15 protein-coding genes are annotated in these 17,690 nt (G+C 63.8%); 7 read left to right on the plus strand and 8 right to left on the minus strand.

All coding sequences use genetic code 11. From position 1 onward, the window contains the following. Nucleotide 1: 1 nt before the first annotated feature. On the minus strand, nt 2-1,447 hold the full coding sequence (locus FJ546_RS16910) for a type II and III secretion system protein family protein (RefSeq protein ID WP_140890378.1): 1,446 nt from the start codon (nt 1,445-1,447) through the stop codon (nt 2-4). A 30-nt stretch (nt 1,448-1,477) separates the two neighbouring features. Then, nucleotides 1,478-2,404 (minus strand): Flp pilus assembly protein CpaB, encoded by a 927-nt coding sequence (cpaB, locus tag FJ546_RS16915; RefSeq protein ID WP_246686867.1) that lies wholly within the window; start codon nt 2,402-2,404, stop codon nt 1,478-1,480. Between the two features lie 238 nt (nt 2,405-2,642). Here cpaB and parE point away from each other — a divergent pair, with 238 nt between their 5' ends. Both parE and FJ546_RS16925 read left to right on the plus strand, forming a co-directional pair. After that, nucleotides 2,643-4,700 (plus strand): DNA topoisomerase IV subunit B, encoded by a 2,058-nt coding sequence (gene parE, locus FJ546_RS16920; protein WP_140890379.1) that lies wholly within the window; start codon nt 2,643-2,645, stop codon nt 4,698-4,700. A 44-nt stretch (nt 4,701-4,744) separates the two neighbouring features. Continuing rightward, nucleotides 4,745-6,811 carry an FUSC family protein gene (locus FJ546_RS16925; protein ID WP_140890380.1) on the plus strand — a complete coding sequence of 689 codons (2,067 nt, stop codon included), beginning with the start codon at nt 4,745-4,747 and terminating at the stop codon, nt 6,809-6,811. Here the strand turns inward: FJ546_RS16925 and FJ546_RS16930 are convergent. Next, nucleotides 6,808-7,932: a DUF2336 domain-containing protein gene (locus tag FJ546_RS16930; protein ID WP_140890381.1), complete on the minus strand. Its 1,125-nt coding sequence runs from the start codon at nt 7,930-7,932 to the stop codon at nt 6,808-6,810. The two genes, FJ546_RS16925 and FJ546_RS16930, sit on opposite strands and share 4 nt — an antisense overlap. A 154-nt stretch (nt 7,933-8,086) precedes the next feature. Between FJ546_RS16930 and FJ546_RS16935 the strand changes: the two genes are divergently transcribed. Together FJ546_RS16935 and FJ546_RS16940 are read left to right on the plus strand one after the other, a co-directional pair. Continuing rightward, entirely contained in the window at nt 8,087-8,539 is a 453-nt protein-coding gene (locus tag FJ546_RS16935) for a MaoC family dehydratase (protein ID WP_140890382.1), read from the plus strand. Further along, nucleotides 8,539-9,420 (plus strand): CoA ester lyase, encoded by an 882-nt coding sequence (locus tag FJ546_RS16940; RefSeq protein ID WP_140890383.1) that lies wholly within the window; start codon nt 8,539-8,541, stop codon nt 9,418-9,420. The genes FJ546_RS16935 and FJ546_RS16940 overlap by 1 nt, the downstream gene beginning before the upstream one ends. Before the next feature lie 280 nt (nt 9,421-9,700). On the opposite strand, the gene FJ546_RS16945 is transcribed toward FJ546_RS16940, so the two are convergent. Next, the gene (locus tag FJ546_RS16945; RefSeq protein ID WP_140890384.1) at nt 9,701-10,375 is read right to left on the minus strand and encodes an isoprenylcysteine carboxylmethyltransferase family protein; all 675 of its coding nucleotides are present in this window, start codon (nt 10,373-10,375) and stop codon (nt 9,701-9,703) included. A gap of 145 nt (nt 10,376-10,520) precedes the next feature. On the opposite strand from FJ546_RS16945, the gene FJ546_RS16950 reads away from it, so the two are divergent. Next, entirely contained in the window at nt 10,521-11,231 is a 711-nt protein-coding gene (locus FJ546_RS16950) for a TetR/AcrR family transcriptional regulator (RefSeq protein WP_140890385.1), read from the plus strand. Between the two features lie 18 nt (nt 11,232-11,249). Here the strand turns inward: FJ546_RS16950 and FJ546_RS16955 are convergent, their stop codons facing one another. Beyond that, the gene (locus FJ546_RS16955; RefSeq protein ID WP_140890386.1) at nt 11,250-11,858 is read right to left on the minus strand and encodes a flavin reductase family protein; all 609 of its coding nucleotides are present in this window, start codon (nt 11,856-11,858) and stop codon (nt 11,250-11,252) included. Further along, nucleotides 11,859-12,443, minus strand: coding sequence for a nitroreductase (locus FJ546_RS16960; protein ID WP_140890387.1), 585 nt, complete (start codon nt 12,441-12,443; stop codon nt 11,859-11,861). It abuts the gene before it with no gap. A 155-nt stretch (nt 12,444-12,598) separates the two neighbouring features. On the opposite strand from FJ546_RS16960, the gene FJ546_RS16965 reads away from it, so the two are divergent. Next, nucleotides 12,599-13,561: a hypothetical protein gene (locus FJ546_RS16965; RefSeq protein ID WP_140890388.1), complete on the plus strand. Its 963-nt coding sequence runs from the start codon at nt 12,599-12,601 to the stop codon at nt 13,559-13,561. Nucleotides 13,562-13,585: 24 nt separating this feature from the next. Here the strand turns inward: FJ546_RS16965 and FJ546_RS16970 are convergent, their stop codons facing one another. Both FJ546_RS16970 and thrS read right to left on the minus strand, forming a co-directional pair. Next, entirely contained in the window at nt 13,586-14,524 is a 939-nt protein-coding gene (locus FJ546_RS16970; protein ID WP_095772806.1) for a GNAT family N-acetyltransferase, read from the minus strand. An 82-nt stretch (nt 14,525-14,606) separates the two neighbouring features. Beyond that, nucleotides 14,607-16,583 (minus strand): threonine--tRNA ligase, encoded by a 1,977-nt coding sequence (gene thrS, locus FJ546_RS16975; RefSeq protein WP_140890389.1) that lies wholly within the window; start codon nt 16,581-16,583, stop codon nt 14,607-14,609. A 268-nt stretch (nt 16,584-16,851) separates the two neighbouring features. Between thrS and FJ546_RS16980 the strand changes: the two genes are divergently transcribed. Continuing rightward, nucleotides 16,852-17,688: an SAM-dependent methyltransferase gene (locus FJ546_RS16980; protein WP_140890535.1), complete on the plus strand. Its 837-nt coding sequence runs from the start codon at nt 16,852-16,854 to the stop codon at nt 17,686-17,688. Nucleotides 17,689-17,690 lie beyond the last annotated feature (2 nt).

The following is a 17,690-nucleotide window of genomic DNA, read 5'->3' on the forward strand; positions in this document are numbered from 1 at the left end:
TTCAGTCCTTCGGCAGGTCGAGGAAGTGCCCGACCGTGGTGGCGGGAGCGGTCCGTGCGGCGCTGCCATCGGCCAGCGCCAGCGCGCGGCCGGTGTCCGACGCCTTCACCTCCTCGGTGTTGTTGAGGAAATAGTCGGCATTGCTGGCCGGCTTCGTGCCGTCGGTCGGCTCGATCATTTTCTTCGACGGATCGACCGGCTTGACCAGGTAGGGCGTGACGATGATGACCAGATCGGTCTCGCGCCGCTGATAGGATTTCGACGAGAACAGAGCCCCGAGCACCGGCATCTTTCCGAGGCCCGGAATGCGCGAGGTGGTGATGTCGTTTTGCGACTGCAGCAGTCCGGCGATCATGAAGCTCTGGCCGTTCTTGAGATCGACCGAGGTCTTGGCGCGGCGCACGATAAATCCCGGCACGGAGATAGTGCCGATGTTGTAGGAGGACGACGCATCGATCGAGGAGACTTCCGGCGCGATATCGAGGCTGACCAGCCCGTCCTTGAGCACGGTCGGCGTGAAGTCCAGGCTGACGCCGTATTTCTTGTAGCTGACGGAGATCTTGCCGTTGTCCTCCGAGACCGGGATCGGGAATTCGCCGCCGGCCAGGAAGCTCGCCGTTTCGCCCGAGCGGGCGATCAGGTTCGGTTCGGCCAGCCGGCGAGCAAGGCCGCGCTCTTCCAGGGCCTTGATGGCGATGTCGATCGACACGCCGTTCGACAGCAGCCGGCCGATGATTTCGCCGGTGCCGGCCGCCGGCACGGTGCCTGGGTCGAGCGAAACATCGCGCCCGCCGAAACCGTAGGCGAAATTGGCAGCGTATTTGGCACCCAGATCCTGCCCCGCCTGGCGGTTGATCTCGACGAAGCGTACGTTGAGCTGAACCTGCTGCGACGAAGAGATGTTGACCGAGTTGATCACTTCCTCGGTGCCGGAAAAGCGCGTTGCGATCTTGTTCGCCTTTTCGGCGGCGACCGCATCATCCGCCTCGCCCGACAGCACGACACGGCCATTGGCCGAGCCGACCTTGATCTTGGCGTCCGGCACGCTGGCGCGGATGGTGCTGGCCAGTTGATCCGTGTCGAGCGTCACTTCGATGTCGACGGTGCCGACGAGCTGCTTCTTCTCGTCGAACAGCGCAATGCCGGTGGTGCCGAGATTGTTCCCCAGCACATAGAAGGATTTGTCGGTCAACGGGTTGACGTTGGCGATCTCAGGATCGCCGATGACGATCTGGTAGAATGCGGCACTCGTCACGATCGTCTTGGGCTTGCCCTTGGCGACCTTGATCGACGCATTCTTGGTCGCCGAGACATAGACGATGTCATTGTCCGCCCTGGCTAGGCCGGGCAAGGCGAGCATTCCGCCGGCAACCAGCGCAGCAGCTACGGCCAGGGCGCGCGCAAAGCGCGATCGGTCCAGCATTCGATATAGGGTACGCATCAACATTGCCCTGTCCCGTCCGGTCCCCACCGGCTTTTACTTCTGGTCCCGCTCAGGAACCTGATATTCCTCGGCCTTCGTGCCGCGCGTCACGATGACCGTCTTGAATTTCGGCTTCTCCGGCTCCTTGGTCACTGCGTCGAACAGCGAGCCGGCCGCGGCCTGAGCCTTGGCCGCCACCGATCCGCCAAAGGACGAGATGGTGGTGACGCCGTTCTTGCCTTCGCCGCCTTCGCTGGCGGAGCGCAGCGACAGCGACAGCGTGCCGACGGTGCGGGCAAGCGCCACTTTCTGCGCGCCTTCGGTCGTCACTTCGATGGTCACGGAATTCGTGATCTGCGGCGTCGTCTGGCGCTCGTCGGCACCCTGGCCGACACTCAGCACCTTGGCGTCGGCAACGACGATCTCGGAGGTGACGGTCGAACCGGCCGCGCCCTGCGCGTTCTTGGCGACTTCCTGGATTTCGCCGGCATCGCGCGTCAGCACGACATCAACGCGGTCGCCTGGCGTGACGAAGCCGCCGACGCCGGCGATTTCGTCAGTGCGAATGGTCACCGCTCGCATTCCGGGCGTCAGCATGTTGGAGAGCGTTGCGCGGCCGTTCGGCCCCGACAGCTTGGTCAGCAGCACCGGCTCGTTGACCTCGATCGGCGACAGCACGATGCGATTGCCCTCGCCGAGCAACCCATCGATGGTGGCAAAGGCGCCTTGCGGCAGCGAATCCTGCGGCCAGGGGATCTCGATCAGCTTGGCGCGGTCGAGTTCCTGGCCGTAGCGCAGCGGCGCTTTCGCCACCACGATGGTCTTGAATTCGATCCTGGGCGCTACCGGAGCGGCGATCGACGCCGTCTTCTCCTCGGCATCGGCCTTGGCGTGGCTCTTGACCCAGAAATCCGCGGCAAAGATCGAGATCGCGCCGAAAACGGCGGCGATGCCGATCATCGTTATGGCCTTGCCCCTCACGCCGAAACCCCTGATGCCCGTCGTTTCTTGTTTTGTTGGGGCTCACGCTAGGCGGGTTTGTTAAAGAAACAGGAATCTTGAAAGGCGGCATTCGACCTATTTCCGCCCGCTTGGTTATCGAATGGTTTTAGGATAAGACGGGTCAAATCCCCGAACGTAACAGGAACCTCCGTCGCTTGGCGCTGAAAAGCGTGGCAGTATCGACAGGTGATTCGCAGCACCGGACCCTATGGCAGGCATGGACGACAACAACGATCTCTTCGGCAACATGGACAAGCAGCCGCAGCCGGTTCGCTCACCGGCGCGCCCGGCCGATCCGCTTGTGCAGGCAGCAGCTAGGCGTCCAGCCGCGACCAGGGACGGCAGCGAGGGCTACAGCGCCGCCGACATCGAAGTGCTGGAAGGCCTTGAGCCGGTGCGCCGCCGGCCAGGCATGTATATTGGCGGCACCGACGACAAGGCGATGCACCATCTGTTCGCAGAGGTCATCGACAATTCGATGGATGAGGCGGTTGCCGGCCATGCCACCTTCATCGATGTCGAGCTTTCGGCCGATGGGTTTCTGACGGTTACCGACAATGGCCGCGGCATCCCGGTCGATCCGCATCCGAAATTCAAGAAGCCGGCGCTCGAAGTCATCATGACGACGCTGCATTCGGGCGGCAAATTCGACTCCAAGGTCTATGAAACCTCCGGCGGCCTGCACGGCGTCGGCGTTTCCGTGGTCAACGCGCTGTCGGATCATCTCGAGGTCGAGGTCGCGCGTGGCCGCCAGCTCTATCGCCAACGCTTTTCGCGGGGCATTCCGGTAAGCGGCCTGGAGCAGCTTGGCGAGGTCCACAACCGGCGCGGAACGAAAATCCGCTTCCATCCCGACGAGCAGATCTTCGGCAAGGGCGCGGCCTTCGAACCGGCGCGGCTCTACCGCATGACGCGCTCGAAAGCCTATCTGTTCGGCGGCGTCGAGATCCGCTGGACCTGCGATCCCTCGCTGATCAAGGAAAAGGACCAGACGCCGGCCAAGGCGGAGTTCCATTTCCCTGGCGGCCTTAAGGACTACCTCAAGGCATCGCTCGGCGACGACTTTCAGGTGACGCGGGAAATCTTCGCGGGAAAAAGCGAAAAGCAAGGCGGCCATGGCTCGCTCGAATGGGCGGTGACCTGGTTCGGCGGCGACGGCTTCATCAATTCCTACTGCAACACCATCCCGACCGGCGAAGGCGGCACCCATGAGGCCGGCTTCCGCAACGTGCTGACCCGAGGCTTGCGCGCCTATGCCGATCTCGTCGGCAACAAGCGAGCCTCGATCGTCACCTCCGAAGACGTCATGATTTCGGCGGCGGGCATGCTGTCCGTGTTCATCCGCGAGCCCGAATTCGTCGGCCAGACCAAGGACAGGCTGGCGACGATCGAGGCAATTCGAATTGTCGAGACCGCGATCCGCGATCCGTTCGACCATTGGCTGGCCGACAATCCGCAGGAAGCCTCGAAGCTGCTGGAATGGGTGATCGCGCGCGCCGACGAGCGGGTGCGCCGGCGCCAGGAAAAGGAAGTGTCGCGCAAGAGCGCAGTGCGCAAATTGCGCCTGCCGGGCAAGCTCGCCGACTGCACGCAGAACGCCGCGGCCGGTGCCGAACTGTTCATCGTCGAAGGTGATTCCGCCGGCGGCTCGGCCAAGCAGGCGCGCGACCGCGCCAGCCAGGCAGTACTGCCATTGCGCGGAAAAATCCTCAACGTGGCCAGCGCCGGCAATGACAAGCTGGCCGCCAACCAGCAGATATCGGACCTGATCCAGGCGCTCGGCTGCGGCACGCGATCAAAGTACCGCGACGAGGATTTGCGCTACGACCGCGTTATCATCATGACCGACGCCGACGTCGACGGGGCCCATATCGCTTCGCTGCTGATCACCTTCTTCTACCAGGAAATGCCAGCGCTGGTGCGTGGCGGCCATCTCTATCTGGCGGTGCCGCCGCTTTACTCGATCCGGCAAGGCGGCAAGGTCGCCTACGCCCGCGACGACGCACACAAGGATGAGCTTCTGCGCACCGAATTCACCGGACGCGGCAAGGTCGAGCTTGGCCGCTTCAAAGGCCTGGGCGAGATGATGGCCTCGCAGCTCAAGGAGACTACAATGGATCCGAGGAAGCGCACGCTTCTGCGGGTCGATGTGATCGACGCCGAGGCAGCGACGAAGGACGCGGTCGACGCTCTCATGGGAACCAAGCCGGAAGCCCGCTTCCGCTTCATCCAGGAACGTGCCGAATTCGCCGAGACGGAAGTGCTGGATATCTAGCCGCTGGCCAGTTTAGCTTGCGCTTCCGATATGGAGACCGGCATGTGACCTGGGCGCGGCTGAAAGCCTATTTCGAGACGAGCCTGGCCGGGTTGACGCAGCCGACGCGCTCGGACTGGATTTTTGCCCTGCGCACCGTTTCGGCCGGCCTGATTGCGCTGCTCGCCGCCTATGCCCTCAAGCTCGACCACCCGCAATGGGCGATGATGACGGTGTTCATCGTCGCCCAGCCTGTCGCGGGCATGGTGCTGGCGAAGGGCTTCTACCGGTTGCTCGGCACGCTGGCCGGCGGGCTGGCGGCGATCGGCATCACCACTGTCTTCGGCACCAACCCATGGGTTCTGGTGACGGTGCTCGCCGTCTGGATCGGCATCTGCACCTTCGTTTCCTCATTGCTGCGCAATCCCGAAGCCTATGGTGCGGCACTTGCCGGCTACACGGCGATGATCATCGGTCTGCCTGCCTTCGGACAGCCGCATCTGGTCGTCGATCTCGCTGTCGCCCGTTGCGCGGAAATCGTGCTTGGCATCGTCTGCGCCGGCGTGACGAGCAGGCTGATCCTGCCGAAATTGGCCAGCGATGCCATCATTTCGCGGCTGAAGCGCTGCATTCTCGACCTTGCCACCTATGCCGCAGGCGCCTTCTCGGGAGGTGATCCAGCGACACTTTCCGCGCTCCATCGCAAACTCGTCGCGGACACCCAGACACTTGGCGAAATGCGCGCCTATGCCAGGCTGGAAGCGCCGAGCTTCGCGCCGCGTGCCCACCCGGTGCGGCGCACCATCGGACAATTGCTCTCGGCCCTGTCGGCGGCACGCGCGCTGCATTCGCACGCCGCTCCGAAAAACGCCGCCCTCATCCCGGTGCGTTCGGAATTGCAGGCCCTTGTCGGCGATTTGGCGGCAAAGCCCGGGGCACTGGACGATACGGCACCCTGGGTGGCACGGCTCGACGCGATCTCGGCCAAGGCCCGGCAACTGCCCGATGCCTCAATCGACCAGGGCGACGACAGGGTCGGCACCATCACCCGCCTAACCATCGGCGCCGATTTCGCCGAAGCGCTCAAGCAGGTGCTGCGCGGGCTCGATGCCTTGCGCGCGCCGATCACACGTACCGGCCGCGCCAGCAGGCAGCCTGCCCTGGTGGTGCACCGCGACTACCCCGGCGCATCGCGCAATGCCGTGCGCGCCGCCCTTGCCACCTTGCTGGTCGCGGCCTTCTGGCTGACGACGAAGTGGTCCGAGGCGGCGGGCACGGTCATTCTCGTTGCCGTCGTATCCAGCCTTTTCGCCGCTCGCCCCGATCCGGTGCAGGTGTCCTGGGGCTTCTTCAAGGGAACGCTGCTTGCCTTGCCCTTTGCCTTTCTCATAGGCCAGGTAGCGTTGCCCGCCCTGCCCGGCTTCGGCTGGTTCGTCCTGTTTGTCGTGCCGATCCTGGTGCCAACGGCGCTGGGCATGGCCAATCCGCGCTATGTCGGCGTGGCCACGGCCTTCGCCATCAACTTCCTCGCTTTCCTCAGTCCGCATCAGGCGATGACCTACGATCCTGGCCCGTTCTTCGCCGGCTCGGCGTCCGTGCTGGTTGGTATCCTGCTGGCAATCGGCGTCTTTATTGCCGTGCTGCCCGCCGATCCGTGGCTCGCGGCAAACCGCATCGTGCGGGCCATGCGCGAGGATTTGGCACGGCTTTGCCTGCACGAGCGCGTGCCGAGGCGTTCGGCCTTCGAAAGCCTCGCCTATGACCGCATCAACCAGCTGATGCCGCTGGTGCAGAACTCCGGCAGGAAGGGCGAGGCGGTGCTGGGCGGCGGCGTTGCTGCCGTGACGATCGGCCTGGAGATCCTGAGGCTGCGCGGCACAAACCAAAATCATGCCATCCCGTCCGAAACCGCACTTTCGATCGCCAATTTCCTGAGAGGGCTGGCGCGCGACCTGCTGTTCCGCGCTCCGGGTGATCCGCAGACAGCGACCGTCGCTGTCGCCCGGCAGTATGCGGCGAGCATCGCCCAGCGCAACGCCACCGGCGACATGCTGCAGATCGCGGCATCCCTGCGCATCATTGCCGCGGCGATGGAGGATTTTCCGGACTTTTTCGCGAAAGACCGAGCCTAAGCCGCCGCTATCGCCAACGCGTGGCCGCGTGCGTTTTCGCGCAGCGCGTCGAGATGGATCGACTTGACCAGGGCGGCGAGATCGCCTTCCGCGGATTGCCCGCCCAACTCCTTGAGCATCAGCCAGCTGACTTCCTGCACGCCGGCGACGCGCTTGCCATTGGCGACCTCGCGCCAGATTTTCAGCGCACGCAGGATGATCGTATGCGTTGCCGCGGCTAGGCCCGCGCTGCGGAACAAAGCCTGCAAGGCCACGTCGTGGCCGCCGGCCAGCAGCGCCCTCACCCGCGGTTCGGATTGCTGGCCGAGTGCCACCAGCGTGGAGCCGAAAAAATCGACCTTGCCATGCGCGATGGTGCGGATGAGGAAGCTCGCGGTGAGATCGCCACGTAGCCTGAGATGCTCGATCAGCGCGGCATGTTCTTCCTGGCGCGTGCCCTCGATCAGCGTCACCGAGGCCTTGACGCAGGCGTCCCGCAGGACGCGATCGGCCCGCGCGGCGCCCATCAATGCCATGACCAGCGGTGATGTCTTCAATGTCTCGCCGAGCTTGATGAGCAGCATGTGGCGGCAGTCGGCCGGAAGACGGGCGTCCGAAATCAGCGCCTCGCGCACCACCGGCAGATGCCCATGGCGTTCGGCCATGCGGCGGAAGCTCAGCGACGCGATGTCGGCGCCGCTATTGGCGAGCAGCACAGCGCAGGCTTCCGACTCGCCGATCTCGGCGATTGCCGCCGACAGCGCCATCGAGACAACAGGACGGTCGGCGATCAGCTTCTGCGTCGCCTTCTGGCTCGCCGCCACGCGGTTGATCAGATCGGCATCGGTCAGCAGCGGTGAACGCGCCAGCACCACACCGGCGACTTCCGGCTGGTCGGACGCCAGCGCACTGATGATCTGCAGCGGCGCGTGGTGGCTCATGGAGAGCGCTTCGGCCATCGCCAGCCGCACTTTCGACGAGGCATCGTCGAGCAGCAGCGTCAGCGCCGCCTCGGCGGCGCAGCGGTCCTCGAACGGCAATTCGGAATTGACATAGGCCCGGGCCAGCGCATTGGCCGCGGCTGCGCGCTCGGACACTCTTGCCGTGTATATCCATTTCAGGAAATGCGAAACAACAACCATGCCCGTCTGCTTACGCCCCTTGCCGGAAGGTTTCCGGCCCCGCTGAAGACGGTAGGCAGAAATGGTTTACGAACGGTTCACCATGTTCATTAACTGGCTTGCGACCGCCGGATGCAGCGCCTATCAACCGTCAATCAGCGCAGGAGACTGAAAAATGGTCGGCTTATACCTCGAAGAGTTCGTCGTCGGCCATGTCTTCCAGCACACGCTGCGCAAGACCGTGACCGAGAGCGACAACATGCTGTTTTCGGTAATGACGCTGAACCCGCAGCCGCTGCATATCGACTTCGATTTCGCCGCCAGGAGCGAATGGGGCAAGCCGCTGGTCAACTCGCTGTTCACGCTCGGCCTGATGATCGGCATTTCGGTCAATGACATCACGGTCGGCACGACGGTCGCCAATCTCGGCATGAAGGAAACCACGTTTCCGCATCCGGTTTTCCACGGCGACACCATCCGCGTCGAGACCACTGTCACCTCGGTGCGGGAATCGAAATCGAAGCCGGATCGCGGCATCGTCGAATTCGAACACCGCGCCTACAACCAGCATGGCGACCTGGTCGCCAAGTGCACCAGGCAAGCGATGATGCTGAAGAAGGCCGCCTGATGCGCTCGCTGCTGTTCGTCCCCGGCGATTCCGAGCGAAAGCTGGAAAAGGGATTCGGCGCCGGCGCCGACGTGGTGATCGTCGACCTCGAGGATTCCGTGGCGCCGCAGAACAAGGCGACGGCGCGCGCGGTCGCGTCACGCTTTATCGCCGAACGCAGGGGGCAAACCAGCTCGGCCATCTATATCAGGGTCAACGACCTGTCGACCGGGCTGACGGATGACGATCTTGCCGCGCTCGTACCGGCGAAGCCGGACGGCATCATGCTGCCGAAGTCCAACAGCGGCCAGGATGTGCAGCAGCTCTCGGCAAAGCTCAGGGTCCGGGAGGCCGAGAACGGCTTGGCCGACGGCTCGATCAAAATCCTGCCGATCATCACCGAAAGCCCGGCGGGTGTGCTCGCCGCCGCGACCTACGACGGCGCAAGCGCGCGGCTCGCCGGTCTCACCTGGGGCGCGGAAGACCTGTCGGCGGCGGTCGGGGCGCGCGCGGCCCGCGACGAGCACGGCCGCTACACCGACGTGTTCCGCCACGCTCGCCTGACGACCATCCTGGCGGCGGCAGCCGCGGAGGTCGCGGCGATCGACACCGTGTTCCCGAACTTTCGCGACATGGCGGCCTTCGCCGCGGAATGCGCGGAGGCCGAACGCGACGGCTTCACCGGCAAGATGGCGATCCACCCCGATCAGGTGCCCGTCATCAACGCCGCCTTCACGCCTTCGGCCGAGGCGGTGAAACAGTCGGCGGCGATCGTCGCGGCGTTCGAGGCGGCGGGAAATCCCGGCGTCGTCGGCATTGACGGCAAGATGTTCGACCGCCCGCATCTGCGGCTGGCCGAACGGCTGCTGGCGCGCGCCAAGGCAGCCGGTATCTCCGTTTAGTCTGGCGAGCCTTTGCTCGTCAGTCCCGCGCCAGCACGATGATCCGGTCCTCCGGCAGATAGACCAGCGCTTCCGACCTCAGGGGATTGAGGTGACGCCGCCCAGCGCCCGCTGGTCGGCATCTCCGGCGCGGATGCGCCGGTACCCGATGGCGATCTCGCCGCGCCAACCCCAACGCATCGCCGAAGCCGCTCTCTTAGCGTGGGTTCAGAGGAAGGGGAATCGCTTTTCGCGCGGTCACAGCCAAGGAAGCCGCCGTGAGGCGAACCTGACGCGGCGGCTACCAGACCATCGGGATCAGGCGATAGCGGACCCGGGTTGCGTAGTCGTCATAGCCGCGCAGGCCGGTGCGAAGGGTCTTCTCCTCGATGAAGGTGCGCATGGCCAGGAGAACGATGAACACGAGCACCGATACCAGCCCCCACCAGGACCCAAGCAGGAGTGCGGTGCCGGCGAAGAAGAGGATGGCGCCGGCATACATCGGGTGGCGAACGTAGCTGTAGGGGCCCGTGGTGATCACGCGCTGTCCGCGTTCGTCCTGGATCTTCACCACGGGCGCCGCGAAACTGTTCTCCAGCATGGTCAGGTAGCAGATCCAGATGCCGACCAGCAGGACCAGCGCGCCGACCGCCTGCGCCCAGAAGGGGGCCGCCGACCAGCCGAAACGGAAGTCGAATCCCATGAAGCTCAGCCAGCCAAAGATGCCGATGAGAAGTATGGAGAGCAGGACCTTGTCGGCCGCGGTCTGATTCTTCTGGATGGGAGGGCTCAGCCGCTCGTTCATCAGGCCCGGATCGCGCCGCGCCAGCGCCACGCCCATGGTGAGGCTGAGCCCCACCATCACCACCAGATAGATCCACGCCCCCGGCCAATGCAGCGTTCCGGCCGACAGGAACAGCAAGGCGCCCATGACGCCGAACCAGATGAATGTCTGAAGCACCAATTTCGCGATCATGATCGACCTTCCACGCTATGCCCTTCGCCCGCATTGGCTAAAATAGACCAATGGTCTATCATACCGACCAGTGGTCTATATTTCAAGCGGACTATCTGATATCCGTGCTGGACGGGAACGGCCGTCGCGTGCACAAGGTTTCGTCATGCCCCGTGTCATCAAGCATCCAGAGCTCAGGCGAGAAGACATTCTGGACCATGCCCAGGCCCTGTTCCTGACGCAGGGTTACGACAGAGCGAGCCTCAACGACGTGATTGCCTCCGCCGGAATCTCCAAGGGCGCCTTCTATCACTACTTCCCCTCCAAGGAGGCCCTTCTGGAAGCCTTGGCCGACCGTTTCGCTCGGCAGGCACTGGCTGGGGTCCAGGGTGTACTCGACGATCCCGACCTCGATCCGCTTGGCCGGCTGAACAGCCTGCTCAGCCAGTCGCGGCAGGCCAAGATCGAGACCGCGGCGGAGGCCTGGGCTCTTTTCGAAACGATGTTTCGGCCTGAGAATCTGGTGCTTTTCCACCGCATCAACCTAGCGGCCAACGCGTCGTTTTCGCCCCTGCTGGTCAAGATCATCCGGCAAGGTGTCGAAGACGGCACCTTCAGGACCTTCGATCCGGAGGGTGTCGCCGACATCGTCATGCAGTTCGGCCTGGCCACGCACGACGTCGTCGCCAAGGCGATCGCCGGCGGCAGCGACGCCGATATGGAGGTCGCGATCGAAGTCCTGGAAAAGCGCGTCAGGCTCTACGAGATCGCTCTCGACCGCATCCTCGGCCTTCCCGATGGCAGCATTCGGATCGGAGAACCCGGCTATATCAGGGCCGTCATGACGGCCCGACGGAAAGCCGACAAGGCGCGGTGACTTGCCAGGTCCAGAAACCTACTCCTTGCCCCAGCGTGGCCGGCGCATCGAAAAGACTTCGTCGACGCTGGCGTAGTCCATGTAGCCGAGCCGAGCCACATTGCCAGCCTTGGTGATGTCGAACAGACCATCTTTCAGGAAGGCGTCGTCAATGTGCACGCCGACCACCTCACCGGCGACAACGACGGCGCTCGTCGGCGTTCCATCCAGCGCCTTCGGGCGAAACACCTCCGTGACCCGGCATTCCAGCGCGGCAGGCGCGGCCGCCACGCGCGGTGGCTTCACGAGACGCGAAGGCGCCATGGCGAGATCGGCATAGACGAACTCGTTGACGCCGCGCGGCGCGTTGACGGATGTATAATTCATCTTCTCCGCGAGATCGCGGCTGACCAGATTGGCGACGAACTCGCCGGTCTCCTGGGCAAAGGTGGCGCTGTCCTTCTCGCCCTCCGAGGAGAACCAGACGATGAAGGGCCGCGTCGAAACGGCATTGAAGAAGGAGTATGGCGCCAGGTTGATCTCGCCTGCCCCGTTCAGCGTCGATATCCAGCCGATCGGCCGCGGCGCCACGATCGCCTTCGACGGATTGTGCGGCAGCCCGTGCCCCTTGGACGGCTCGTAAAACATTCAGCCTGCCCAGGCTCCTGAGTAGTCGGCATAGAGCTTTGCCGGATCGGGCCGTGGCCGCTCCGGCGCCGGGCCGGCATAGGAACCGATATGGATGAAACCGACGACGCGCTCCTGCGGCGCCAGTCCAAGGATCGCCCTGCCCTCCGGCACGTCGGAATACCAGTTGCTGATCATGTTTGTGCCATAGCCCAGCGCGTTGGCTGCGATCATCAGGTTCATCGCCGCCATGCCGCCGGACAGGAACATCTCCCATTGCGGGATCTTGGGGTTCTCTTTCGGCACCGACACCACGCCGATCACCAGCGGCGCGCGGGAAAAACGCGCCAGTTCCTGGTTGCGGCGGCCCTCGGGCAGCGGCCCTTCCCGCTGTTCGGCAAGCGCCGCCAGCTTCCTGCCGATCTCGATGCGGGCATCGCCGCGATACAGGATGAAGCGCCAGGGTTCGAGCCGGCCATGGTCAGGCACGCGTGTGGCGGCGGCGATCATCGTTGCGATATCGGCGTCGCTCGGCGCCGGCTCCTTCAGGTCCGGAATCGGCGCTGAATTTCGGGTCAGCAGGAAGTCGATGATCGGCGACGTCATGGGCGCAAGTCTCCTGAACTCTCGGTTTTGAGCTGAAGCGCACCATCGGGGATTCGGGCGGCTCGGGCAAAGGCGCGCAAGCGCCGGGCTGAAGAGTCTATCGATCGGACTCTTAAGCCTTGAAATTGCCACCGCCATGGGCTTCAACGCAAGGCATGTTTGAGGGGCGACTGCGTCTTTTCCTGGTCTGGCTCTGCGCCGCGCTGTTCCTGCTGCCGGTCTCCCTGGCTGCTGCGCAGGAAAAGGACGGCGTGGGCGACCTGAAGCTCCCCGGAATTTCGAGCTACGCGACGCCCAAGAGCGAAGCCCCGCTGGCGCTTGGCGGGGGTGGCGCCATCACTTTGTCGGCCCAGTTGACCGACAAGGGCACCGATATCACCCGCGGCCTCGTCTGGCGTGTCTTCAGGCCCGAAGCCGTCAACGGCAAATTGCCGATGGTCGCCTCAGCGCATGGCGGCAGCGCCGTCTTCCAGCTCGAACCCGGCAGCTATCTGGTCCATGCCTCCTATGGCCGCGCCGGCGCCACCAAGCGCATCACTGTCGGCAAGGAAGCCAAGCGGGAAAGCCTCGTGCTCGACGCCGGCGGCTTGAAGCTCGACGCGGTCCTGTCCGGCGGCGTACGAATTCCCCCGAAAAAACTGCGCTTCTCGATCTATGAAGGCACCGCCAAAGCCAATGGCGACCGCGCGCTGATCATTCCCGATGTCGAACCAAACAGCGTCGTGCGGCTCAATGCCGGCATCTACCATGTCGTCTCGACCTACGGTGCGGTCAACGCGGTGATCCGCTCCGACATCCGCGTCGAGGCCGGCAAGCTGACCGAAGCCACCGTCGAGCATCACGCCGCCGAGATCACCATGAAGCTAGTGCGCGAAGCCGGCGGCGAGGCCATCGCCGACACGTCATGGTCGCTGCTCAACGAATCCGGCGATCCGATCAAGGAGACCGTCGGCGCCTTCGCCTCGATGGTGCTTGCCGAGGGTGACTACACCATCATCGCCAAGAACCGTGACCGCATCTACCAGAAGGATTTCACGGTCGTGGCCGGGCAAAACCAGGAAATCGAGGTTCTGGCGACCGAAGCAGCGGCCATGGACCCCGAAGAAGGCGCGGACTAGGCTGCGCTGCGAATTCTCCAGCTTTCAGGCGGCCAGCTTGGTCCGCGCAGGCAGAAAGGGAATCCGGCGGCGCGGCACCTGCGGCGCCAGGTCGAACACACCGCGGTAAAGCCGGTCGAGCAATGCCTTGCGGTCGCGCAGCGGCTCCAGTTCGCTCCAGCTAAGAACGTCACCGACGCGCACGTCGATCGCCTTGCCGGACAGCCGCGCGAATTCGTGGATGAGCATCGAAAGGCGCAGCGTCAGCGAAGCCTTGCCGACGAATTTGGCCACGCGGCCATCGCGCTCGGCCATGTTCATCGGCCCGCTGACCAGATGGAATAGCCTGCCGTTCTGTCCGGAAAAATGCATCGGAATGACGGACGCCTTGGCATCCTGCACCAGACGCGCCGGGAACATCTTCCACGGCAGGTCGCGCGCCCGGCCAAAGCCTTTCGGCGCGGTGGCGACGCCACCCGCGGGGAACACCACGATGGTGACACCCTCCTTCAGCAGCCGCACCGCCTCGTGGCGCACGGCCATGTTGTTCTTCAGCGCTTCCTTGGTCTCGGAAAAGTCGATCGGCAGCGAATAGGGCTCCATCTCGCGGATCTTGAGCAGATCCTTGTGGATCATCACCCGGAACGGCCGCCCCAACTGCTCCGCCAGCGACAGCACGGCAATGCCGTCGCCAATGCCGAACGGATGGTTGGCCACGATCACCAGCGGTGTGTCCGGCAATGGCGCGGGCGGCCATTGGTCGGCGGTGCGTATCCGCACATCGATCAGGTCGAGCATGCGGCTGAACACGCGCTCGCCTGACGGCACCACCTGGCGGCGCCAGAAATCATAGAGCGCGGCATAGCGGTCGCGCCCTGACAGGCCTTCAATGGAATGGATGACCCAGCGCGTCAGCGCCGGCTGTCGCGGATTTGCATAGGAAAGCTCGGGAAACGGTTTTTCGCGCGTCTTCAGCTTGAGCATGAGGGCTCGTTACAAGGTTGGCGTGACAGGGATATGAAAATGGCGGTGGATCGCTCCACCGCCATTCCTGGGAACTATCGGATCAGGCCGCGCGCTTGCGCCTGCGGTCCGGCGTAACGGCCTCTTCGGTCAGTTGCGCGATCGCCTCGGCAAGGCCAAGCGATTCCTGGTCGCGCGAGCCGAGCCGGCGGATGTTGACCGTCTGTTCCTCCGCCTCGCGTTTGCCGCACACGAGGATGACCGGCACCTTGGCCAGCGAGTGTTCGCGGACCTTGTAGTTGATCTTCTCGTTGCGTAGATCGGCTTCCGCCAGCAGACCGGCGGCCTTCAGCCTTGCCACCACCTCGGTCGCGTAGCTGTCCGCCTCCGATGTGATCGTTGCCACCACCACCTGCAGCGGCGCGAACCACAGCGGGAAATGGCCGGAATAATTCTCGATCAGGATGCCGAGGAAACGCTCCATCGAACCGCAGATGGCGCGGTGCACCATGACCGGCTGCTTCTTCTCCGAATCCGAGCCAATATAGAAGGCGCCAAAGCGTTCCGGCAGGTTGAAGTCGACCTGCGTGGTGCCGCATTGCCATTCGCGGCCGATGGCGTCCTTCAACACATATTCGAACTTCGGACCATAGAAGGCGCCCTCGCCCGGATTGATCGAGGTCCTGATCCGGTTGCCGGACCGCGTCCTGATCGTCTCCAGCACGCTGCCCATGATCGCCTCGGCATGATCCCAGGCCTCGTCGGTGCCGACGCGCTTGTCCGGCCGTGTCGACAGCTTGACGCTGATTTCGTCGAAACCGAAATCGGCATAGGTCGACAGGATCAAATCGTTGATGCGCAGGCATTCCGACGCCAGCTGCTCCTCGGTGCAGAAGATATGCGCATCATCCTGCGTGAAGCCGCGCACACGCATCAGCCCATGCAGTGCGCCCGACGGTTCGTAGCGATGCACATTGCCGAATTCCGCAAGTTTTACGGGCAGATCGCGATAAGACTTCAACCCATGCTTGAAAATCTGCACGTGGCCAGGGCAGTTCATCGGCTTCAGTGCGAAGACGCGGTCGTCGTCGGTATCGTCGCCGGCGACGGTCACCTTGAACATGGCGTCGCGATACCAGCCCCAATGGCCTGACGTTTCCCACAGGCTCTTGTCGAGCACCTGCGGCGCGTTGACCTCCTGGTAGCCCTGCTCGTCGAGGCGGCGGCGCATGTAGTTGACCAGGTTCTGGAACATCTTCCAGCCCTTGGCGTGCCAGAAGACGACGCCCGGCCCCTCTTCCTGGAAATGGAAGAGATCCATCTCCCGCCCGAGCTTGCGGTGGTCTCGCTTCTCGGCCTCCTCCAGCATCGTCTGGTAGGCTTCGAGCTGCGCCTGGTCGGCCCAGGCCGTGCCGTAGATGCGCGTCAGCATCGGGTTGTTCGAATCGCCGCGCCAATAGGCACCGGCCACCTTCATCAGCTTGAAGGCGTTGCCGATCTGGCCGGTCGAGGCCATGTGCGGGCCACGGCAGAGGTCGAACCAGTCGCCCTGGGCATAGATCTTGAGGTCCTGATCCTCGGCGATGGCGTCGATCAGTTCCAGCTTGTAGCGCTCGCCCTTGTCGGCGAAGACCTTTTTCGCCTTGTCGCGCGACCAGACTTCCTTGGTGAACGGCTTGTTGCGCGCGATGATCTCGCGCATCTTCTTCTCGATCACCGGGAAATCGTCCGGCGTGAACGGCTCGTTACGAGCGAAGTCGTAATAGAATCCGTTCTCGATCACCGGACCGATGGTCACCTGCGTTCCCGGCCACAATTCCTGCACGGCTTCCGCCAGCACGTGCGCTGTGTCGTGGCGGATAAGCTCGAGAGCGCGCGCATCGTCGCGGGTGATGATCTCGACCTTGCCGGACTTGCCGAGCGGGTCCGCGAGGTCGCGCACGGTGCCGTCAATGGCGTAGGCGACGGCCTTCTTGGCCAGCGACTTCGAGATCGATTCGGCAAGGCCGGCACCGGTCATCGCCGCGTCGTAGTCGCGGACGGAGCCATCGGGAAATGTCAGGGAAACGGAATTCAGCATATGGTTCTCCTATCCAGTCCCGCAAACGAGCGCGGGTGGTTGAAATGCATGTCACCCAAAAATGTGTGACGGTCCTGGGGTTACGACATACACAAGATAAGGCCGGATGCGCCAATGACATGGACAAACGGCAGCGCGCGGGTTTTAGAGGCAGTGCCGGGCCAGGTAAAGAGTGCCGACTGGCCAGCCGTCAGGAAATGTCGGCAGTGTTGTCGCAGCCCTCCGCCCAGGCTTGCGAACATCCCCGCAATCGTCTGGAATTGTCGATATGGAAAACGCGACACCCAGCCGAACCGCCCTTGGCGTCGCCCGCATGAGGGCACTGCATCAATTTTCACCGCAGGCAGGGTTGTTTCGCGATCCCTACGCGATCGCGATTCTGGGTGAAGCCGCTCCCGGGGCGCGCGAGCTTGAACAGGAAGACGAGCGCCGCCGGCGCATGCGCCTGTTCGTGGCAGCGCGCGCCCGCTTCGCCGAGGACTGGCTGGCGGCGGCAGTGCGTCGCGGTGTCCGCCAACTCGTCGTGCTTGGCGCCGGCCTCGATACGTTTTCGCTGCGCAATCCGTATCGGGACCTCAGTGTGTTCGAAGTCGATCACCCGGCCACGCAAGCCTGGAAACGCAAATGCATTGCCGACAACGGTCTCGCCGAGCCAGCCGCCACCAGATTCGTGCCGGTCGATTTCGAGCGGCAAAGCCTGTCTGCGGAACTGGCCGCGGCCGGTTTGCAGTCGACCGCGCCGAGCTTCTTCATCTGGCTGGGGGTCGTTCCCTACCTGACGAAGGAAGCGATCTTCAAGACCTTGTCCTGGATAGCGAGTGTCCCCGGCTCGGAGGTCGTGTTCGACTACAGCGAACCGGCTGCGAACCGCGGCGCGGCGGGACAGGCGGCGCTGGCCTTGCATGCGGCGCGCGTCGCGTCTGTCGGGGAGCCATGGATCAGCTTCTTCGTGCCGGCCGAGCTGATGAAATCCATGGGGGAACTCGGCTTCGACGAGATTGAAGATATCGAGAGCGGCCATATCGCCGTCCGTTTTTCCGAGGCTCCGAAGGGAATGACGAACAATTCCGGCGGCCACATCATCCGCGCGCGCCGGAGCATCTGAGC

Source organism: Mesorhizobium sp. B2-4-19 (genome assembly GCF_006441315.1).
GTDB lineage: Bacteria > Pseudomonadota > Alphaproteobacteria > Rhizobiales > Rhizobiaceae > Mesorhizobium.